General features: G+C 65.3%; 16 protein-coding genes and 1 tRNA gene. 3 read left to right on the forward strand and 14 right to left on the reverse strand.

Going from position 1 to position 15,580, the window contains the following annotated elements; all coding sequences use genetic code 11:
* Positions 1-43: 43 nt before the first annotated feature.
* The 5 genes from ASD94_RS16795 to tolB form a co-directional block, all read right to left on the reverse strand.
* Positions 44-119 (reverse strand) — tRNA-Lys (locus ASD94_RS16795).
* A 42-nt stretch (positions 120-161) separates the two neighbouring features.
* Positions 162-989: a ThiF family adenylyltransferase gene (locus tag ASD94_RS16800; RefSeq protein ID WP_056645227.1), complete on the reverse strand. Its 828-nt coding sequence runs from the start codon at positions 987-989 to the stop codon at positions 162-164.
* Positions 989-1,780 carry a tol-pal system protein YbgF gene (gene ybgF, locus ASD94_RS16805; protein WP_056645230.1) on the reverse strand — a complete coding sequence of 264 codons (792 nt, stop codon included), beginning with the start codon at positions 1,778-1,780 and terminating at the stop codon, positions 989-991. Before ybgF ends, ASD94_RS16800 begins: the two co-directional genes overlap by 1 nt.
* Positions 1,780-2,322, reverse strand: a complete 543-nt coding sequence (gene pal, locus ASD94_RS16810; RefSeq protein ID WP_056645231.1) for a peptidoglycan-associated lipoprotein Pal — start codon at positions 2,320-2,322, stop codon at positions 1,780-1,782. Before pal ends, ybgF begins: the two co-directional genes overlap by 1 nt.
* Before the next feature lie 44 nt (positions 2,323-2,366).
* Entirely contained in the window at positions 2,367-3,686 is a 1,320-nt protein-coding gene (gene tolB, locus ASD94_RS16815) for a Tol-Pal system beta propeller repeat protein TolB (protein WP_056645234.1), read from the reverse strand.
* 139 nt (positions 3,687-3,825) lie between these two features.
* Between tolB and msbA the strand changes: the two genes are divergently transcribed.
* A complete protein-coding gene (msbA, locus tag ASD94_RS16820) occupies positions 3,826-5,628 on the forward strand; it encodes a lipid A export permease/ATP-binding protein MsbA (RefSeq protein WP_056645235.1) in 1,803 nt (600 codons plus the stop codon).
* A 93-nt stretch (positions 5,629-5,721) separates the two neighbouring features.
* Here msbA and ASD94_RS16825 read toward each other — a convergent pair whose 3' ends face one another.
* The 6 genes from ASD94_RS16825 to mltG form a co-directional block, all read right to left on the reverse strand.
* The gene (locus tag ASD94_RS16825; RefSeq protein ID WP_056645237.1) at positions 5,722-6,396 is read right to left on the reverse strand and encodes an ankyrin repeat domain-containing protein; all 675 of its coding nucleotides are present in this window, start codon (positions 6,394-6,396) and stop codon (positions 5,722-5,724) included.
* Positions 6,393-7,199 (reverse strand): TatD family hydrolase, encoded by an 807-nt coding sequence (locus ASD94_RS16830; protein WP_056645238.1) that lies wholly within the window; start codon positions 7,197-7,199, stop codon positions 6,393-6,395. The genes ASD94_RS16825 and ASD94_RS16830 overlap by 4 nt, the downstream gene beginning before the upstream one ends.
* Before the next feature lie 63 nt (positions 7,200-7,262).
* On the reverse strand, positions 7,263-7,622 hold the full coding sequence (locus ASD94_RS16835; protein ID WP_056645241.1) for a PilZ domain-containing protein: 360 nt from the start codon (positions 7,620-7,622) through the stop codon (positions 7,263-7,265).
* A gap of 17 nt (positions 7,623-7,639) precedes the next feature.
* Positions 7,640-8,647 carry a DNA polymerase gene (locus ASD94_RS16840; RefSeq protein ID WP_056645243.1) on the reverse strand — a complete coding sequence of 336 codons (1,008 nt, stop codon included), beginning with the start codon at positions 8,645-8,647 and terminating at the stop codon, positions 7,640-7,642.
* Positions 8,644-9,321: a dTMP kinase gene (gene tmk / locus ASD94_RS16845; protein WP_056645245.1), complete on the reverse strand. Its 678-nt coding sequence runs from the start codon at positions 9,319-9,321 to the stop codon at positions 8,644-8,646. Before tmk ends, ASD94_RS16840 begins: the two co-directional genes overlap by 4 nt.
* A gap of 24 nt (positions 9,322-9,345) precedes the next feature.
* Entirely contained in the window at positions 9,346-10,332 is a 987-nt protein-coding gene (gene mltG, locus ASD94_RS16850) for an endolytic transglycosylase MltG (RefSeq protein WP_304440044.1), read from the reverse strand.
* 45 nt (positions 10,333-10,377) lie between these two features.
* On the opposite strand from mltG, the gene ASD94_RS16855 reads away from it, so the two are divergent.
* Positions 10,378-11,295, forward strand: coding sequence for a folate-binding protein YgfZ (locus ASD94_RS16855; RefSeq protein ID WP_056645249.1), 918 nt, complete (start codon positions 10,378-10,380; stop codon positions 11,293-11,295).
* Positions 11,296-11,358: 63 nt separating this feature from the next.
* On the opposite strand, the gene ASD94_RS16860 is transcribed toward ASD94_RS16855, so the two are convergent.
* The 3 genes from ASD94_RS16860 to ASD94_RS16870 form a co-directional block, all read right to left on the reverse strand.
* Positions 11,359-12,216: a YbgC/FadM family acyl-CoA thioesterase gene (locus tag ASD94_RS16860; protein ID WP_015013854.1), complete on the reverse strand. Its 858-nt coding sequence runs from the start codon at positions 12,214-12,216 to the stop codon at positions 11,359-11,361.
* An 8-nt stretch (positions 12,217-12,224) separates the two neighbouring features.
* Positions 12,225-13,187, reverse strand: coding sequence for an alpha/beta hydrolase (locus ASD94_RS16865; RefSeq protein WP_056645250.1), 963 nt, complete (start codon positions 13,185-13,187; stop codon positions 12,225-12,227).
* 61 nt (positions 13,188-13,248) lie between these two features.
* Complete coding sequence (locus ASD94_RS16870) at positions 13,249-14,118, reverse strand: 2-keto-4-pentenoate hydratase (protein WP_156391465.1); 870 nt, start codon at positions 14,116-14,118, stop codon at positions 13,249-13,251.
* Between the two features lie 97 nt (positions 14,119-14,215).
* Between ASD94_RS16870 and ASD94_RS16875 the strand changes: the two genes are divergently transcribed.
* Positions 14,216-15,352, forward strand: coding sequence for an iron-containing alcohol dehydrogenase (locus tag ASD94_RS16875; protein ID WP_056645252.1), 1,137 nt, complete (start codon positions 14,216-14,218; stop codon positions 15,350-15,352).
* Positions 15,353-15,580 lie beyond the last annotated feature (228 nt).

Consider the following 15,580-nt stretch of genomic DNA (forward strand, 5'->3'; position numbering starts at 1 on the left):
TTGGCGCGGATGCGCTAAGGCCTTGATTTCATTGGATTTTAAGTGGTAGGACGTACAAGATTCGAACTTGTGACCAACGGATTAAAAGTCCGCTGCTCTACCAACTGAGCTAACGTCCCAACCGATTGCAGCCATCGCGTCGATTGCTGCAAAGCCTTGGATTATAGCGTCTTTTTTCCGATCAACTTGGAATCCGTTGCAAGTTTGTCGAGCACCCAGCCCGCCGCGCATTGGCCGAAGGTAGCAGTCACAGCAACCACCGAGCCGTAGCCGTGGCAGTTCAAGGAGCCATCCCCATCGATGTTGCAGGAGGCATCTGGCGGCGCCACGGCCTCTCGACTGAAAACACAGGGGACCCCTATCTTCTTACCCTCACGCGGGGCACCATGGTGTTTGCGCATCTGATAGCGTAGTTGCGCCAACAGCGGGTCGTGAGTGACCTGCGCAAGATCGTCCACATCCACCTTGTGTGCGTGCCGCTTGCCACCTGCTGCACCCACCGCTATATGCAGCACACCAAGGGTCTTGGCCCAAACGGACATCGCGGTCTTGGCCTTGATTTGGTCACAGGCATCAATGAGTGCGTCTATCGGCATTTGCAGTAAACCCGGCCAGTTTCCGGGCTCCACAAACTCCTCAACGCAATGGACAACACACCCTGGATGGATTTGCGCGATGCGATCACGCATGGCCAAAACCTTTGCCTGCCCCATGGTGCCGGTCAGTGCATGGATTTGTCGATTGATGTTGGACTCGGCCACGTGGTCCAGGTCAATCAGCGTGATTTGCGCAACGCCGCTGCGCGCCAAGGCCTCCGCAGCCCAGGAGCCGACCCCACCAATACCCACCACGGCCACATGAGCGGAGCGGATTCTGGCAGCGCCCTGCACTCCATAAAGCCGCTGAAGCCCGCCAAAACGGCGCTCCAGCGCATCCTCCGCACCAGCATCTGGCGCACTATGCAGTGCCAAAGCCACCTCGCCCCCCATTACTTGAGTCGCGACAAGCGCTCTTTGGCGGCCACGGCTGCTTCGGACTGAGGGTAAGCGCGCAGCAGGTCTTCCAACGTCTTGCGCGCAGTACGTGTGTCTTTGAGCTCAATCTGGCAATTGGCGATGGACAGCGCGGCCTCGGGCGCACGGGCGTGCGTGGGAGCATCGGTCAACATCTGCTTGAAGTTGCCAATCGCTTCCTTGTACTCACGGGTGGCGTATTGGGCATTGCCCAACCAGAACCGAGCGGAAGGCACGTAGCCGCTGCGTGGATACTGCCGCACAAAACCAGCGAAAGCGGCGCTTGCGTCTGGGAATTTGCCGGAGCGAAAGACAGTCAGGGCCGCCTCAAAGTCACGCTTTTCAGCGGGGTCTGCCGGAAACTCGCGGCCGTCCACATTGACTTTGATGGGCTCGAATTGACGCAACCGCTCGTCCACGCCCTGTGCGATATCTTTCTGGCGGCGCTGCAGTTCGCCCACATCACGCAAGAGCTGCTCGTTCTGGCCGTTGAGCTTGGCCTGCTCAGCGCGCAGGGCTTCGATCTGCGTCTGCAAGTCCAGCAGACTGCGGCGCAACTGGGCATTTTCTTCACCAAGCCTGCGAACCTCTTCAGCAGACCGTTGCTGAGACGATTGCAGCCCATCAACGCGTTGCCGCATCTCCAGGATGGCCCGTCGCGCCTCACCATCTTCAAATATGGCAGCGTGGGCTGAAGACAGCGGCACTGCGAGCAACGCCGCCATCGCCACCGCCTTCAGCGAGAAAACCGGTACAGCGGGTCGCATCAACGGTACGACAGTTCAGCACGGCGGTTTTGGGCACGCGCATCTTCTGTACTGCCTTGTGCTGCAGGCTTTTCCTTGCCAAAACTCACGGCTTCAACCTGGCTGTCGGGCACGCCCAGCAAGCCCAGCGAACGACGCACAGCTTCTGCACGCTTCTGGCCCAGAGCCAGGTTGTATTCGCGGCCGCCACGATCATCGGTGTGGCCTTCGATCATGACCTTGCGGTTGGGAGCCGCCTTGATGAAACGGGAGTGCGCTTCGATCAGGGATTGGAACTCGGGCTTGATCACGTAGCTGTCGTAATCAAAGTACACGATGCGCGCGACACCGACAGGACCCGCACCGTCACGGCCGGATTGGCTCAGGTCCACGCCCGTGACGCCACTTTGCGACGACTGGCCGGAGTTGGCACCGCCGTTGGCTCCGCCCATGGTGGAGGTGGCGTTTTTGTCTTCGACCGGCACATCGTCCAGCTTCACGCCAGAACTGCAACCCGCCATGAGAGCGACGACGGTAAGGGCAAGGGTAAAACGTTTGATCATCCAAATTTCTCCTGAAGGCTTGGTAACTGAAAGTGCAGATAAGTTCATTGCTTTTGAAACGGACCCCAGTCCGGTTCGCGGATATCACCCGCCTGACCCGCCAGGCGAGCCTTGATCTTGCCGTCCAGCGTGGTGGTCATGAGGGCTTCACGGCCTTGCTGCTGCGTGGCGTAAACGATGAGACGGCTGTTGGGCGCAAAGCTCGGGTTTTCGTCTGTCGTCGTGTCGGTCACGGCGTTGGTGGTGCCGGTGGACAAGTCCATGACATGGAGCTTGAAGGCGCCACCCACGCGGGAGATGTAGGCCAGCCAGCGACCATCCGGGCTGACGCTGGGAGAGATGTTGTAGGTGCCCGTGAAGGTCACACGCTCGGCATTGCCCCCCGACGCGCCCACCTTGTAGATCTGGGGCGCACCGCCCCGGTCGCTCACAAAGAAGATGCTGCGGCCGTCGCCCGAGAACACGGGTTCGGTGTCGATGCCGGCGCTCTGCATCAGCCTGCGGGGCTCACCGCCATTGGCATCGATGGTGTACAGCTGCGAACCGCCATCCCGGCTCAGGGTAACCGCGAGCGTGCGGCCGTCGGGCGCCCAGGCGGGTGCACTGTTGGAGCCACGGAAATTCGCGATCAAGCGCCGCCGGCCTGTGGCCACGTCATGCACATAGACAACGGGTTTGCGCGACTCGAAAGACACGTAGGCCAGTTGACCTCCATTGGGCGACCATGCGGGCGAAATAATAGGCTCGGGGCTGGACAAGGCGGACTGAGCGTTCTCGCCATCTGCATCCGCCACCCACAAGCTGTAGCGGGGACCCGTTTTGGTCACGTACGCGATGCGCGTCGAGAAGATGCCGCGCTCACCCGTGAGCTTTTCGTAGATGAAATCGGCAATGCGGTGCGCCACCAAGCGCAGGTCACCTTGCGTGACCACAAAGCTCTGCCCGCCGAGATCTTGCCCCTTGACCACATCCCACAGACGAAAGCGCACATCAAAGCGCCCGTCCGCGAGGCGAGTGACACTGCCGGTGGCCAGAGAATCCGCACTTTTCTGGCGCCACAACGCAACGTCGGGCCGTGCGGTTTCGTCCAGCGCGGCGCCCGTAGCGTCGACGGCGCGAAACTGCCCACTGCGCTCCAGGTCGGCCTGCACGATGGCTGCCATTTTTTGGGGGGACTGCGCATCCCCGCGGAACGGTGCGATGGCGATAGGCAACTGGGTCAGCCCGACGCCGGTGACCTCGACGCGGAACTGCGCCAGGGCGGGGATGGAGGGTGATGCGATGAGTGCGGCCAGCAACCGGCGGCGCAGGGGAAGCAGCGGAGCTGCAGAAGAAGGGTGTTGGGAGATTCGATCTGTGGTCATTGGCATCCAGCAGTGGCCGAACAAGTGCCTGAAGGCAAACCCGAATGTTACACACAGCGGCGCCCCCCCTGTGACAAACTGTGCGCGGCGGCACGAGGCCACAAGGCAGTGCGCAGCGCAAACGTAGAATCCGGGCCACATGCAAGCCACTGACACGGGCGCCGCGCCCGCCAACGCCCCCCCTCCCCCCGCAAGCCTGACGGCACGACTGAAGCGGCTATCGGTCTATTTTGGCGGCCAGCGGCTGGCCTGGAGCCTGGCCATTGTCGCCACGCTGGTGGGAGCCATCACGGAGCCCCTGATACCTGCCCTGTTGCAACCACTCTTGGACAAAGGCTTCACCCAGGGTACCTTGCAACTGTGGATGGTGCCCCTCGCGATCCTGGGGGTTTTCTTTGTGCGTGGCGTGGCCCAGTTTGTGGGCCAGTACGCGCTGGCGCGCATCGCCAACGAGGGCATGTTGACGCTGCGCCAGGCGCTGTTTGACCGTGTTCTTGCGGCAGAGATGGGCCTGTTTGCACGCCAGTCGGCCAGCGCTCTCTCCAACACCGTGGTGTACGAGGTACAGACTGGGGCGACCTTGCTGGTGCAGGCGTTGCTGGGCCTGTCGCGCGATGGTTTCACGCTGATCGCGCTGCTGGTCTATTTGCTGTACCTCAACTGGCAACTGACGCTGATCGTGGCGGTGGTCGTTCCGGGAGTGGCCTGGATCATGAAGACCCTGTCGCGGCGGCTTTACCACCTGACCAAGAGCAGCCAGCAGGCCACGGATGAGCTGGCCTATGTGGTCGAAGAGAACGTGCTGGCCCACCGCATGGTGCGTTTGCACGGTGCGCAGGGCGGGCAGGCGCAGCGCTTTGCCGACTTGAGCCACAGCTTGCGCCGCCTGGCCATCAAATCCACCATCGCCTCGGCAGCCATGACACCGCTGACCCAGTTGCTGGCCGCGGCCGCGCTGTCTGTGGTCATCTGCATTGCGTTGTGGCAGAGCCGGGGTGCGGTCGATGCGAAAGACGTGACCGTGGGCGGGTTCGTATCGTTCATCACCGCCATGCTGATGCTCATCGCACCCATCCGGCGCCTGGCCGACGTGGCCAGCCCCGTCACGCGGGGCGTGGCCGCGCTGGAGCGCGGCCTGGGCCTTCTGGGCGACACGGGAGCAGAAACCGGCGGCACCTACCGCAAGGACCGTGTGCAGGGTGCGCTCACGCTGAGCAATGTCACCGTGTCGTTTGGCGCCGACCATGCACCTGCGCTCAACGGCGTGACCTTGCAGGTCGCCCCGGGCGAGATCGTGGCGCTGGTGGGCCCCTCGGGCGCGGGCAAGACCACCTTGGTCAACCTGCTGCCCCGGTTTGTGATGCCCTCAGCGGGCACTATCGCGGTCGACGGCCAGGCATTGCCGGATTGGGACCTGGCTTCGCTGCGCTCGCAATTTGCCATGGTGAGCCAGGATGTCGTGATGTTCAACGACACCATCGCCACCAACGTGGCGCTGGGTCAGGCGGTGGACGAAACACGCGTGCAGCAGTGCCTTGCCGCGGCCAACCTGGCAGAGCATGTGGCCGCCCTCCCCCAGGGGATCCACACGGTCGTGGGACACAACGCCACGCAACTGTCAGGTGGGCAACGCCAGCGGCTGGCCATTGCACGGGCCCTGTACAAGGATGCCCCCATCCTCATCCTGGACGAGGCAACATCGGCCCTGGACACCGAGTCTGAACGCCTGGTGCAGGAGGCCCTGCAGCGCCTGATGCAAGGCCGAACCACTCTGGTGATTGCGCACCGGCTCTCTACCATCGAGCATGCCGACCGGGTGGTGGTGATGGAACGCGGGCAGATCGCGGAGCAAGGCACCCACAGCGCCCTGATGGCGCAGGGCGGGCTGTATGCGCGCTTGCAGACACGCGCTGCGTCGGGCACAGGAACCCTCGCCGAGTAAGCAGGGCGCTGGGCCGGGGGCCTGGCAACCGCCAGCCTCAACGCAGCAGCCGAGTCCCTTCCCTCACCACCGCGCCTCCGCCATCCATCACCGCTACCACTTGCCCCGGTTGGGCTGGCGCCGTCGAATGGCGGTGGCGATCTTCTCGGCGGACTCGGTGCGGCTCACTCGCAAAGCAAAATCGGTGGCGGTCAGCCCCAACTGATTCTTGAGCGTAGGGTCTGCCCCTTCGTCCAACAGCAACTGCACGGCCTCCGTGGAGCCGTAGTGCGCGGCCATCATCAGGGGTGTGGTGCCGTTGGGTGATGCAGCATCGATGTAGGCATGGTTTTCGAGCAGCAGCGCAATGATGACCGCATGCTGCGGCGAGCCTGCCGACGCAGCGTAGTGCAACGGCGTCCAGCCCGTCTTGTTCACGTCGGCATCGCGTGCGATGAGGGCCTTGACTGCCTCTACGTTGCCCTTGATCGCAGCCATCATCAGCGGACTTTCGTCCTTGGCATTGCGGGCTTCCACATTCACCCTGCGCGATGCCAGCAGCGCCGCAAAGGCCTTGTTGGCGCCGTTCTGCAAAGCGATGGTGAGCCCCACCTGCCCCTTGGGGTCGCGCGTGTTGGGGTCAAAGCCCCGGCGCAACAATGCCGTGATCGCATCCCCGTCATCCCTCAGGACGGCCACAAAAAAATCTTCGTAGGCACCCGCCCATGCACGGGCAGACACCACACCCAGTGCCACAGCGGCCAGAACAGAACGTCGTTGCAGGCTCATGCCATCACCCCCGGGAACAAGCGGTCGAAATTACGGCTGGTGGCCTCGGCCACCACCTCCAGCGCCAGGCCCTTGGTCTCTGCCACCTGCCGGGCCACATGGGGCACGTACGACGGGTTGTTGGTTTTGCCACGGTAGGGCACCGGGGCCAGATAGGGGCTGTCGGTCTCGATGAGCATGCGATCCAGCGGGACAAAGGCCACCACGTCGCGCAGCTCCTGCGCGCTCTTGAAGGTGACGATGCCCGAAAAGGAGATGTAGTAGCCCAGGTCCAGCGCTGCGCGCGCCACCTGCATCGATTCGGTAAAGCAGTGGAAAACACCGCCCGCCAGGTTGCCCGCGCCATCCTCGCCTTCTTCCCGCAGGATGGCCAAGGTGTCGTCGGAGGCACTGCGCGTATGGATGATGAGCGGCTTGCCACAGGCCCGCGCCGCCCGGATGTGAGTGCGGAAACGGTCGCGCTGCCACTCCAGGTCGGCAATGCTGCGCCCGCCCTTGCGGTCTTCCATGCCGTAGTAGTCGAGGCCCGTTTCTCCAATCGCCACCACGCGGGGCAGGGCTGCGCGGTCCAGCAGGTCCTGCACGCTGGGTTCCGTCACGCCCTCGTTGTCGGGGTGCACGCCCACCGTGCTCCAGAAGTTGTCATGGGCCAGGGCCAGGGCGTGCACGCCCTCGAACTCCTCCATGGTGGTGCAGATGCACAGGGCCCGGGTGACCTGCGCCTCAGCCATGGCCTGGCGGATGGCGGGCAGCTGGCTGACCAGTTCCGGGAAGTTGAGGTGGCAGTGCGAATCAGTGAACATGTGATGGAAAACAAAAAAGCCGACCAGCCAGCGCGGGTCGGCACGGGGGCGGCGGTGGCGCAGTCAGATCGTCTGGGTAGGACGGTCCGAGCCCAGCGCAGTTCCCAGCAACTCTTCGATCTTGGCCTTGAGCTGGCGGGATTTTTCGTCCTTGGGGAACTGGATGCCCACGCCTTGGGTGCGGTTGCCCGCAGCGCGCGCAGGCGTGACCCAGGCCACGCGGCCTGCCACAGGGTAGCGCTGCGTATCTTCGGGCAAGGTCAACAGCACATACACGTCGTCGCCCAGCTTGTAGTCGCGCTGGGTGGGCACAAAAATGCCCCCTTCGGCAAAAAAAGGAATGTAGGCGGCGTAGAGCGCGGCCTTTTCCTTGATGGCCAGCTGCATGACGCTGGGACGGGGCGCGGTGGATGGACTGCTCATGGATGGGGGCGTGCGGCTTAGTGCTTGGAGTGTAGGGTGTTTCGCGCCTGGGCGACAAGCGCCTCCAGCATGAGACCGGCATTGAACGGGTGGTCTGCCGTGCGCGCGGCCTTGGCCAGTGCCCGCGACCAGCGCGTGAGCGCGCCCAGCGGCGGCGTCTTGGGCAGGTCGGCTTGCGCAAAGTAGCGTGGCGCGGCGCCCACGCTGGCGGCGAGCAGGTCGCGGCAGAGCTTTTGCAGCGCGTCGATCACCTGGGCGGGGGCCCAGTCGCCCAGGGCCGTCACATCACCCCGCGCCACCGCCTGGGGCAAAGCTGACCAGGCTTGGGGGCTGCGGCCCGACTGTGCCAGTGCCAGGGCATCCTCTGGCCGACCGCCTGCTGCACGCAGAAACGACACTGCCGCATCCCGGGCCACGCCCTGGGCCTGCAACCAGACCAAGCTGTCGGCCTCCACAGGCCAGACCATGGTGTGGCCCAGGCAGCGGCTGCGGATGGTGGGCAGCAGTTGGTGCGCAGCCTCGCTGGCCAGCACAAAACGCACATCGCCGGGCGGCTCTTCCAGCGTCTTGAGCAACGCGTTGGCCGTGACATGGTTCATCTGCTCGGCCGGGTAGACCAGCACGGCCTTGCCTTTGCCACGCGCCGAGGTGCGCTGCGAAAACTCCACCGCATCGCGCATGGCCTCCACGCGGATCTCGCGGCTGGGCTTGCGCTTCTTGTCGTCGATATCGGCCTGGGCCTTTTCCGACAGGGGCCAGCCCAACGCCATCATCTGCACCTCGGGCATCAGCACGCACAGGTCGGCATGGGTGCGCACATCGATGGCGTGGCAGCTGCCGCAATTGCCGCAGGCGCCCTGCTCTGTCGGCGCGTCGCACAACCATGCGCGCACCAGCTCCAGCCCCAGGGCGTACTGCCCCAGGCCCGACGGCCCCTGCAGCAGCCACGCGTGGCCGCGCTGGGCCAGCAGGCTGGCGCGCTGCGCTGAGATCCAGGGCGCCAGGGCCACGGCGGCTTCGCTCATTGCGGCCCTCCCTGCGTAGCCACCATGATGGCCAGCCAGCCCTTGCGCACGAACACGCTGGTGAGCTGCTGCCACACGCGATGGCGCTCCTGCGCTGCGTCCAGGCGCGCAAAACGCTGGGGCGCTGCAGCGGCGCGGTCGGCATAGCCCTGGGCCACGCGGCGGAAGAACTCGACCGGCTGGGCCTCAAAGCGGTCGGGCACACGCGCACCAGCCAGGCGCTCGGCCGCCACCTCCGGTGCCAAGTCAAACCACACCGTCAGATCGGGTTCACGCATCAAATTGGCCTCAGGCGCTAGTCCCGTCTGCGCCAGGCGCTCCAAAGTTGATAGCACACCCAAATCGAAGCCCCGCCCTGCGCCCTGGTAGGCAAACGTGGCATCGGTGAACCGGTCGCACAGCACCACGTCGCCCCGGGCCAGAGCGGGCTCGATCACATTGCGCAGGTGGTCGCGGCGGGCAGCAAAGATCAGCAGCGACTCGGTGAGCGCATCCATCGGGTCGTTCAGGACCATCTCGCGCAGCTTTTCGGCCAGCGGCGTGCCGCCCGGCTCGCGGCTCACGGTAACCGTGCGGCCTTGGGTGCGGAAGGCCGCGGCCAGGCCTTCGATGTGCGAGGACTTGCCTGCACCGTCGATGCCTTCAAACGAAATGAACAGACCGGGTCGTGACATGGGCACCTTGGTTCAAGAAGCGGTTTACTGCTGCCCGCGCTGGTAGCGGTTGACGGCGCGGTTGTGTTCCTCCAGCGAGGCACTGAAGTGGCTGGTGCCGTCGCCCTTGGCCACAAAGTAGAGCGCGCGCGTAGCCTGGGGTTGCACGGCGGCCAGCAGCGAGGCCTTGCCGGGCATGGCGATCGGCGTGGGCGGCAGTCCCGCGCGGGTGTAGGTGTTCCAGGGGGTATCGGACTGCAGGTCGCGCTTGCGCAAGTTGCCGTCGAACTTCTCGCCCAGGCCGTAGATCACCGTGGGGTCGGTCTGCAGCAGCATGCCCACCCGCAGGCGGTTGACGAACACGCCCGCAATCTGGCCCCGGTCGCTGGCCTTGCCAGTTTCCTTTTCCACAATGCTGGCCAGCGTCAGCGCTTCGTCCGCCGATTTGAGCGGCGTGTCGGCCGCGCGCTGGACCCAGGCCGCCTCCAGATGGCGGTCCATGGCGTGCATGGCCCGGCGCAGCAAGGCAATATCGCTGGAGCCTTTGGCGTAGGTGTAGGTGTCCGGGAAGAACCGCCCCTCGGGCGCCACGCCGGGGCGGCCCAGCTGGGCCATCAGCGCCTCGTCGGTCAAGGCGGCAGCATCGTGTTTGATCTGCTCTTCCTTGGCCAGCGCCTGGCGCACCTGGCGCCAGTTCCAGCCTTCCACCAGGGTGAGCGCGCGCAGCGCCTCTTCACCCCGGGCCAGCTTTTGCAGCAGGCTGATGGGCGTGGTGCCGGGCGGGAGTTCGTAGTTGCCCGCCTTGATGGCACGATCTTGCCCCGAGACGCGGAACCAGGCATACAGCAGGCGCGCGTCCGTCTTCACCCCGGCCGCCACCACATCGCGGGCCACGCCGCGCGGCGTGGTGCCGGGCTCGATGGCCAGCTCCAGCGGCTCTGGGCCCAGGTCGAGCGGCTGGTGCAGCCACCAATACGCAGCGCCGCCCAGTGCGATCCCCACCAACACGATCAAAGCCAGTAAACGTCGCACAACCCTGCTACCAATATGTATGAATCAGGGCATCATAATTCAGCGATGACCTACCCCTTGAATGGCATAGCCCCCCTGTCCCACCTCGGCGTGATTCGCGTGGAAGGCGAAGACGCCGCCAAGTTTCTGCACGGCCAGCTCACCCAGGATTTCGCCCTGCTGGGCATGGACCAGGCCCGCCTCGCGGCCTTCTTGTCGGCCAAGGGCCGCATGCAGGCCAGCTTCATCGGCTTCAAGCGCGGCGCTACCGAGGTGCTGCTGGTCTGCAGCCGCGACCTGCTGCCCGCCACGCTCAAGCGCCTGTCGATGTTTGTGATGCGCGCCAAGGCCAGGTTGACGGATGCTACCGGTGACTTCGCCCTGTATGGCATTGCTGGAGACGCTATCAATGCTGTAGCTGGTAGCGCCCAACCGGCCTGGACCAAAGCTGACGTTGGTACTGCAACGGTGGTGCACCTGTACCCCGCCGACGGCACCGCACGCGCCCTGTGGGTAGCCCCCGCCACGGAGCCCGCGCCCGCAGGCCCGGCGCTGGATGCGACGCTGTGGCTCTGGAGCGAAGTCATCAGCGGCGTCGCCACGCTGACCACGCCGGTGGTCGAAGCCTTTGTGCCCCAGATGCTCAACTACGAGTCTGTGGGTGGCGTGAACTTCAAGAAGGGCTGCTACCCCGGCCAGGAAGTCGTGGCGCGCAGCCAGTTCCGGGGCACGCTCAAGCGCCGTGCCTACATTGCCCACGCAGCGGCCGAGGTGGCGGTGGGTGCCGAGGTGTTCAGCACCAGTGACCTCGAACAGCCCTGCGGCACCGTGGTGCAGGTGGCCGCTGCGCCGGGCGGTGGGTTTGACACCATTGTGTCGCTGCAGATCAGCGCCGCCCAAGAGGGCTCACTGCAGGTGGGTACAGCAGACGGCGTGCCGCTGTCGTTGTTGCCCCTGCCCTACCCCCTGCTGGACGATATTTGAGCCAAATCGGTCGAATGCGCTAGTCGAACATGCCCAAGCAGCTCTCTTTTCAATAGCAAACCATCAGAGCTTGCGGGCCATGGCAATGTGCGCAATGCCCGCCTCTTCGTACGGCTCGCCCACCACCGCGAACCCCGCACGGCGGTAAAAACCCTCGGCGCTGCGCTGGGCGTGCAACTGCACTTCGGCATCGCCCCGGGCACGTGCAGCGTCCACCAGCGCATCCAGCAATTGGCGACCCCACTGCGCGCCGCGCACCGACCGGTCCACCGCCATGCGGCCGATGCGGCCCACGCCGGGTGCGTGCTGCAGCAGGCGGCCCGCAGCGACGGGCATGCCCAGCCGGTTGTACAGCACAGCGTGGCGCGCCGAGATGTCGTGCCTATCGGCTTCGACCTCGGCCGGGATGCCCTGCTCGTGCACAAACACATCGGTGCGCACGCGGCCGGCATCGCGGCCCAGGGTGTTCCAGTCGCCAGTGCGCACCTCGGCCATCTCGGCGCCCGCTTCAAAGCCTTCAAAGATCGCGCGCAATGCGGGCGGCACCGGGCGCGAGGTCTGCGTGGCCGGGTCGGCAAACACATAAACCAGCTCGGCAGAGATCAGCAGCCGGTCGCCACAGAAAATGCCCGCCGTGAACAGGCACGACGAATTGCCGATGCGCGCGCACTTCAGGCCAACATCCAGCGTGTCATCCAGCCGCGCCGAGGCGTGGTACTCCACCGTGGCCTTCTTCACATACATCTCGCCGCCCAGCGCCAGCATGCTCGCCTCGTACGGCAGCGCCAGCGCGCGCCAGTATTCGGACATGGCGGTATCGACATACATGAGGTAGTGCGCGTTGAACACGATCTTTTGCATGTCCACCTCGGCCCAGCGCACGCGCAGGCGGTGGAAACAACGGAAGTCACTGCGTTGCATGGGTTCGGTTACTCCAGGTGAAAAGCTTGGCGCAGCGCACGGGCTGCGTCAGCATGGGCCTTGCGCGCCTCGGGGATGGCGCGGCCCATCTTGATGAATTCATGGGTCACACCGCGATAGATGTCCAGGTCCACGGGCACGCCGGACAGACGCAACTTGTCGGCATAGTCGATGCCTTCGTCCACCAGCGGGTCGCATTCGGCCAGGCCGATCCAGGCAGGGGCTACGCCCTCCACGTCCGGCGCCAGCAACGGGGCAAACCGCCAGTCTTCGCGCTCCGCGCGGCTGTGCACATAGTTGCCAAAGAACCAGCTGATGGCGGGCTCTTCCAGCACCAAGCCGCGCGCAAAGATGGCGTGCGAAGGCGTGTCTTGGTGCGCTGCGCAGCCGGGGTAGATCAGCAGCTGCAGCGCCAGAGGCAGGCCTGCATCGCGCGCCAGGATGGCGTTGACGGCAGCCAGCGTGCCGCCTGCGCTGTCACCGCCCACGGCCAGGCGTTGAGGGTCAGCGCCCAGGCGCTCGGCGTTGGCAGCGAGCCATTGCAAGGCATCCCAGGCGTCGTTGCTGGCCGTGGGAAAGCGGTGCTCCGGCGCCAACCGGTAATCCAGCGAGACCACCATGCAACCGGCCAGACGTGCCAGCTCGCGGCACAGGATGTCGTGCGTGGCGATGTTGCCGATGGTGAAGCCGCCGCCGTGCGTGTACAGCAGCACGGGCAAGCCCTTATCGGTGTTGGGCGCGTACAACCGCGCGGGCAGTTGGGCGCCGTCGCGGGTGGGGATCTGCAGGTCTTCGACCCGCGCCAGCGCGGCCTTGGGCACCTCCAGCACGTCGGCACCTGCCTGATAGGCGATGCGTGCCTCTTGCGGCGTGCGCGTGTGCAGTGGTGGGTGCCCGGCGCGGGCCATGCGTTCGAGCACGCTGCGCATCTGCGGGGTCAGGCGGGTGTGGTGGATGTGCAGGTCGGTCAACGGTCGGGGTCTCGGCAAAAAAGACAACGGCCCGCACGGCGGCGGGCCGATCAAGGGTGGCTTACTTGAAACTCAGTCGCACGGGTGCTGCGCCGGGCAGGCCGTCATAGGTGGCGGTGACTGACAGGCCCGCCTTGGGTGGCAGCAGCGGCGAGAACGATCCCAGGCTGATCAGGTCGCCCGGCTGCATGGCCAGGCCTTCCTGCGCCAGCGCACCGGCCAGCCACACCACGGCATTGAGCGGGTGGTCCAGGATGTCGCTGCCCTTGCCACCGCCCAGGCGCGTGCCCGCGCCATCGGTCAGCGACACGTTCATGTCGGCCAGGGCTTTCAGCATCGCAAAACGTTCGCCGCGGTACGCCGGTACGGCAATGGGGGCACCCGCCACACCGAGGCGCGCGCCCACATTGATGGCGGTCACGCCTGCTCCGTTGAGCTTGGGCGGCGCCTGCACCATCAGGTCGGGCAGCTCGATGAACGGAACGATCTGGTCCACCGCGTCCAGCACGTCCATGGGGGTCTTGGCCTGGTTGATGGCGGCGCTTTTCACGCGGACCAGCATGTCGGCCTCGTACAGGGGCCGGGCACCGAAAGCCGCATCCACCGTGGCGCCGCTGGGCAACACCATGCCCTCGTAAAGCTTGCCCCACACGGGCTTGTCGGTGTTGAAGCGCTTTTGCACGGCGGGGTTGGTCAGGCCCGCCTTGTAGCCAATCACCTTGCCCATGCGCTGGGCCAGCAAGGCGTTGACCTTGCCGCGTGTGCAGGCGCCGTCGGCGTCCGTGAGGTTCTCGGGGTTGGCTGCCGGGGTCTTGGCGACATAGGCGGCCACCAGGTCGGCGGCCTGCGCGTCAGTCAGGCACTGGGCCTGGGCAGTTGTCACAGATGCGACGGCCACCAGGGCCGCCATCAGGGTTTGCTTCGTTTTCACGGCTGTCTCCTCCTTATAAAGTGGGCTCAGAATCCGTTCCAAGGGCTGGCGAGCTATCGTAATCGCTGGCACTCCCTTTCACACATCCTGTTGCACCATGGCTTTCATCTACTACGTCACCCAGATCCAGTTTGAATTCGGCGCCGTCCAACTGCTCAAGCAGGAATGCGAACGCGTGGGCATCACCCGTCCGCTGATCGTGACGGACCCCGGCGTGAAGGCCGCAGGCGTGCTGCAAAAGGCGCTGGATGCACTGCCCGGCATGACGGTGGCCGTGTTTGACCAGACCCCGTCCAACCCCACCGAAGCCGCCGTGCGCGCGGCGGTGGAGATGTACAAGGCCCAGGGCTGCGACGGCCTGATTGCCGTGGGTGGCGGCTCGGCCATCGACTGCGCCAAGGGCATCGCGATTGCCGCCACGCACGAGGGGCCACTGACGCACTACGCCACCATCGAAGGCGGCTCGCCCCGCATCACCGACCGCGCTGCGCCGCTGATCGCCGTGCCCACCACCAGCGGCACGGGCAGCGAAGTGGCGCGCGGCGCCATCATCATCGTGGACGACCACCGCAAGCTCGGCTTTCACTCGTGGAACCTGGTGCCCAAGACGGCCATCTGTGACCCCGAGCTCACGCTGGGCCTGCCCCCCATGCTCACGGCAGCCACGGGCATGGACGCGATTGCGCACTGCATGGAAACCTTCATGTCCGCCGCGTTCAATCCGCCCGCCGACGGCATTGCACTGGACGGCCTCACACGCGGCTGGGCGAACATCGAGCAGGCCACCAAAAACGGCAGCGACCGCGACGCACGCCTGCACATGATGAGCGCCAGCATGCAGGGCGCCATGGCCTTCCAGAAGGGCCTGGGCGCCGTGCACTCGCTCAGCCACAGCCTGGGCGGCGTAAACCCGCGCCTGCACCACGGCACGCTGAATGCCATGTTTTTGCCCGCCGTGGTGCGCTTCAACGCGCAGGCCGAATCGGTACAGAAGGAAAAGCGCCTGGAGCGCATGGCCCACGCCATGGGCCTCGCGTCTGCGGGTGACATCCCCGAGGCCATCCGCGACATGAACGCCCGCCTGGGCCTGCCCACAGGCCTGGCGGCCATGGGTGTGACAGAGGCGATGTTCGACGACATCATCAAGGGCGCCATGGCCGACCATTGCCACAAGACCAACCCGCGCGTCGCCACACCTGGGGAATACCGCGACATGCTGGCCCAGTCGCTCTGATCCACCGCACCGCTAACGACACACGCCGCGTCTGCACCCGGCTGCTGCGGCGTGGCGGTTTGTGCACCAAGGCCCGGGGCGCACGCTGCGTTGGCCTGGGTGGCAATGACCAACCTTCACAGGGGGCAACACCCTCGCAAACTGCGCCGTCCAGAATTCGGCTCACAACTTCTTACACGCTAGACTCCTCCCCGACAAGAATTAATTAACCATTCATTACCCTGGGGT

Origin of the sequence: Acidovorax sp. Root70, from assembly GCF_001428225.1 — a bacterium.
Classification (GTDB): Bacteria; Pseudomonadota; Gammaproteobacteria; order Burkholderiales; family Burkholderiaceae_C; genus Acidovorax.

Bases quoted from the DNA above. Each gene is read 5' to 3' on its own strand.
- ASD94_RS16800 (WP_056645227.1), bottom strand. From the start codon at position 989: ATGGGGGGCGAGGTGGCTTTGGCACTGCATAGTGCGCCAGATGCTGGT.
- ybgF (WP_056645230.1), bottom strand. From the start codon at position 1,780: ATGCGACCCGCTGTACCGGTTTTCTCGCTGAAGGCGGTGGCGATGGCG.
- pal (WP_056645231.1), bottom strand. From the start codon at position 2,322: ATGATCAAACGTTTTACCCTTGCCCTTACCGTCGTCGCTCTCATGGCG.
- tolB (WP_056645234.1), bottom strand. From the start codon at position 3,686: ATGACCACAGATCGAATCTCCCAACACCCTTCTTCTGCAGCTCCGCTG.
- msbA (WP_056645235.1), top strand. From the start codon at position 3,826: ATGCAAGCCACTGACACGGGCGCCGCGCCCGCCAACGCCCCCCCTCCC.
- ASD94_RS16825 (WP_056645237.1), bottom strand. From the start codon at position 6,396: ATGAGCCTGCAACGACGTTCTGTTCTGGCCGCTGTGGCACTGGGTGTG.
- ASD94_RS16830 (WP_056645238.1), bottom strand. From the start codon at position 7,199: ATGTTCACTGATTCGCACTGCCACCTCAACTTCCCGGAACTGGTCAGC.
- ASD94_RS16835 (WP_056645241.1), bottom strand. From the start codon at position 7,622: ATGAGCAGTCCATCCACCGCGCCCCGTCCCAGCGTCATGCAGCTGGCC.
- ASD94_RS16840 (WP_056645243.1), bottom strand. From the start codon at position 8,647: ATGAGCGAAGCCGCCGTGGCCCTGGCGCCCTGGATCTCAGCGCAGCGC.
- tmk (WP_056645245.1), bottom strand. From the start codon at position 9,321: ATGTCACGACCCGGTCTGTTCATTTCGTTTGAAGGCATCGACGGTGCA.
- ASD94_RS16855 (WP_056645249.1), top strand. From the start codon at position 10,378: ATGACCTACCCCTTGAATGGCATAGCCCCCCTGTCCCACCTCGGCGTG.
- ASD94_RS16860 (WP_015013854.1), bottom strand. From the start codon at position 12,216: ATGCAACGCAGTGACTTCCGTTGTTTCCACCGCCTGCGCGTGCGCTGG.
- ASD94_RS16875 (WP_056645252.1), top strand. From the start codon at position 14,216: ATGGCTTTCATCTACTACGTCACCCAGATCCAGTTTGAATTCGGCGCC.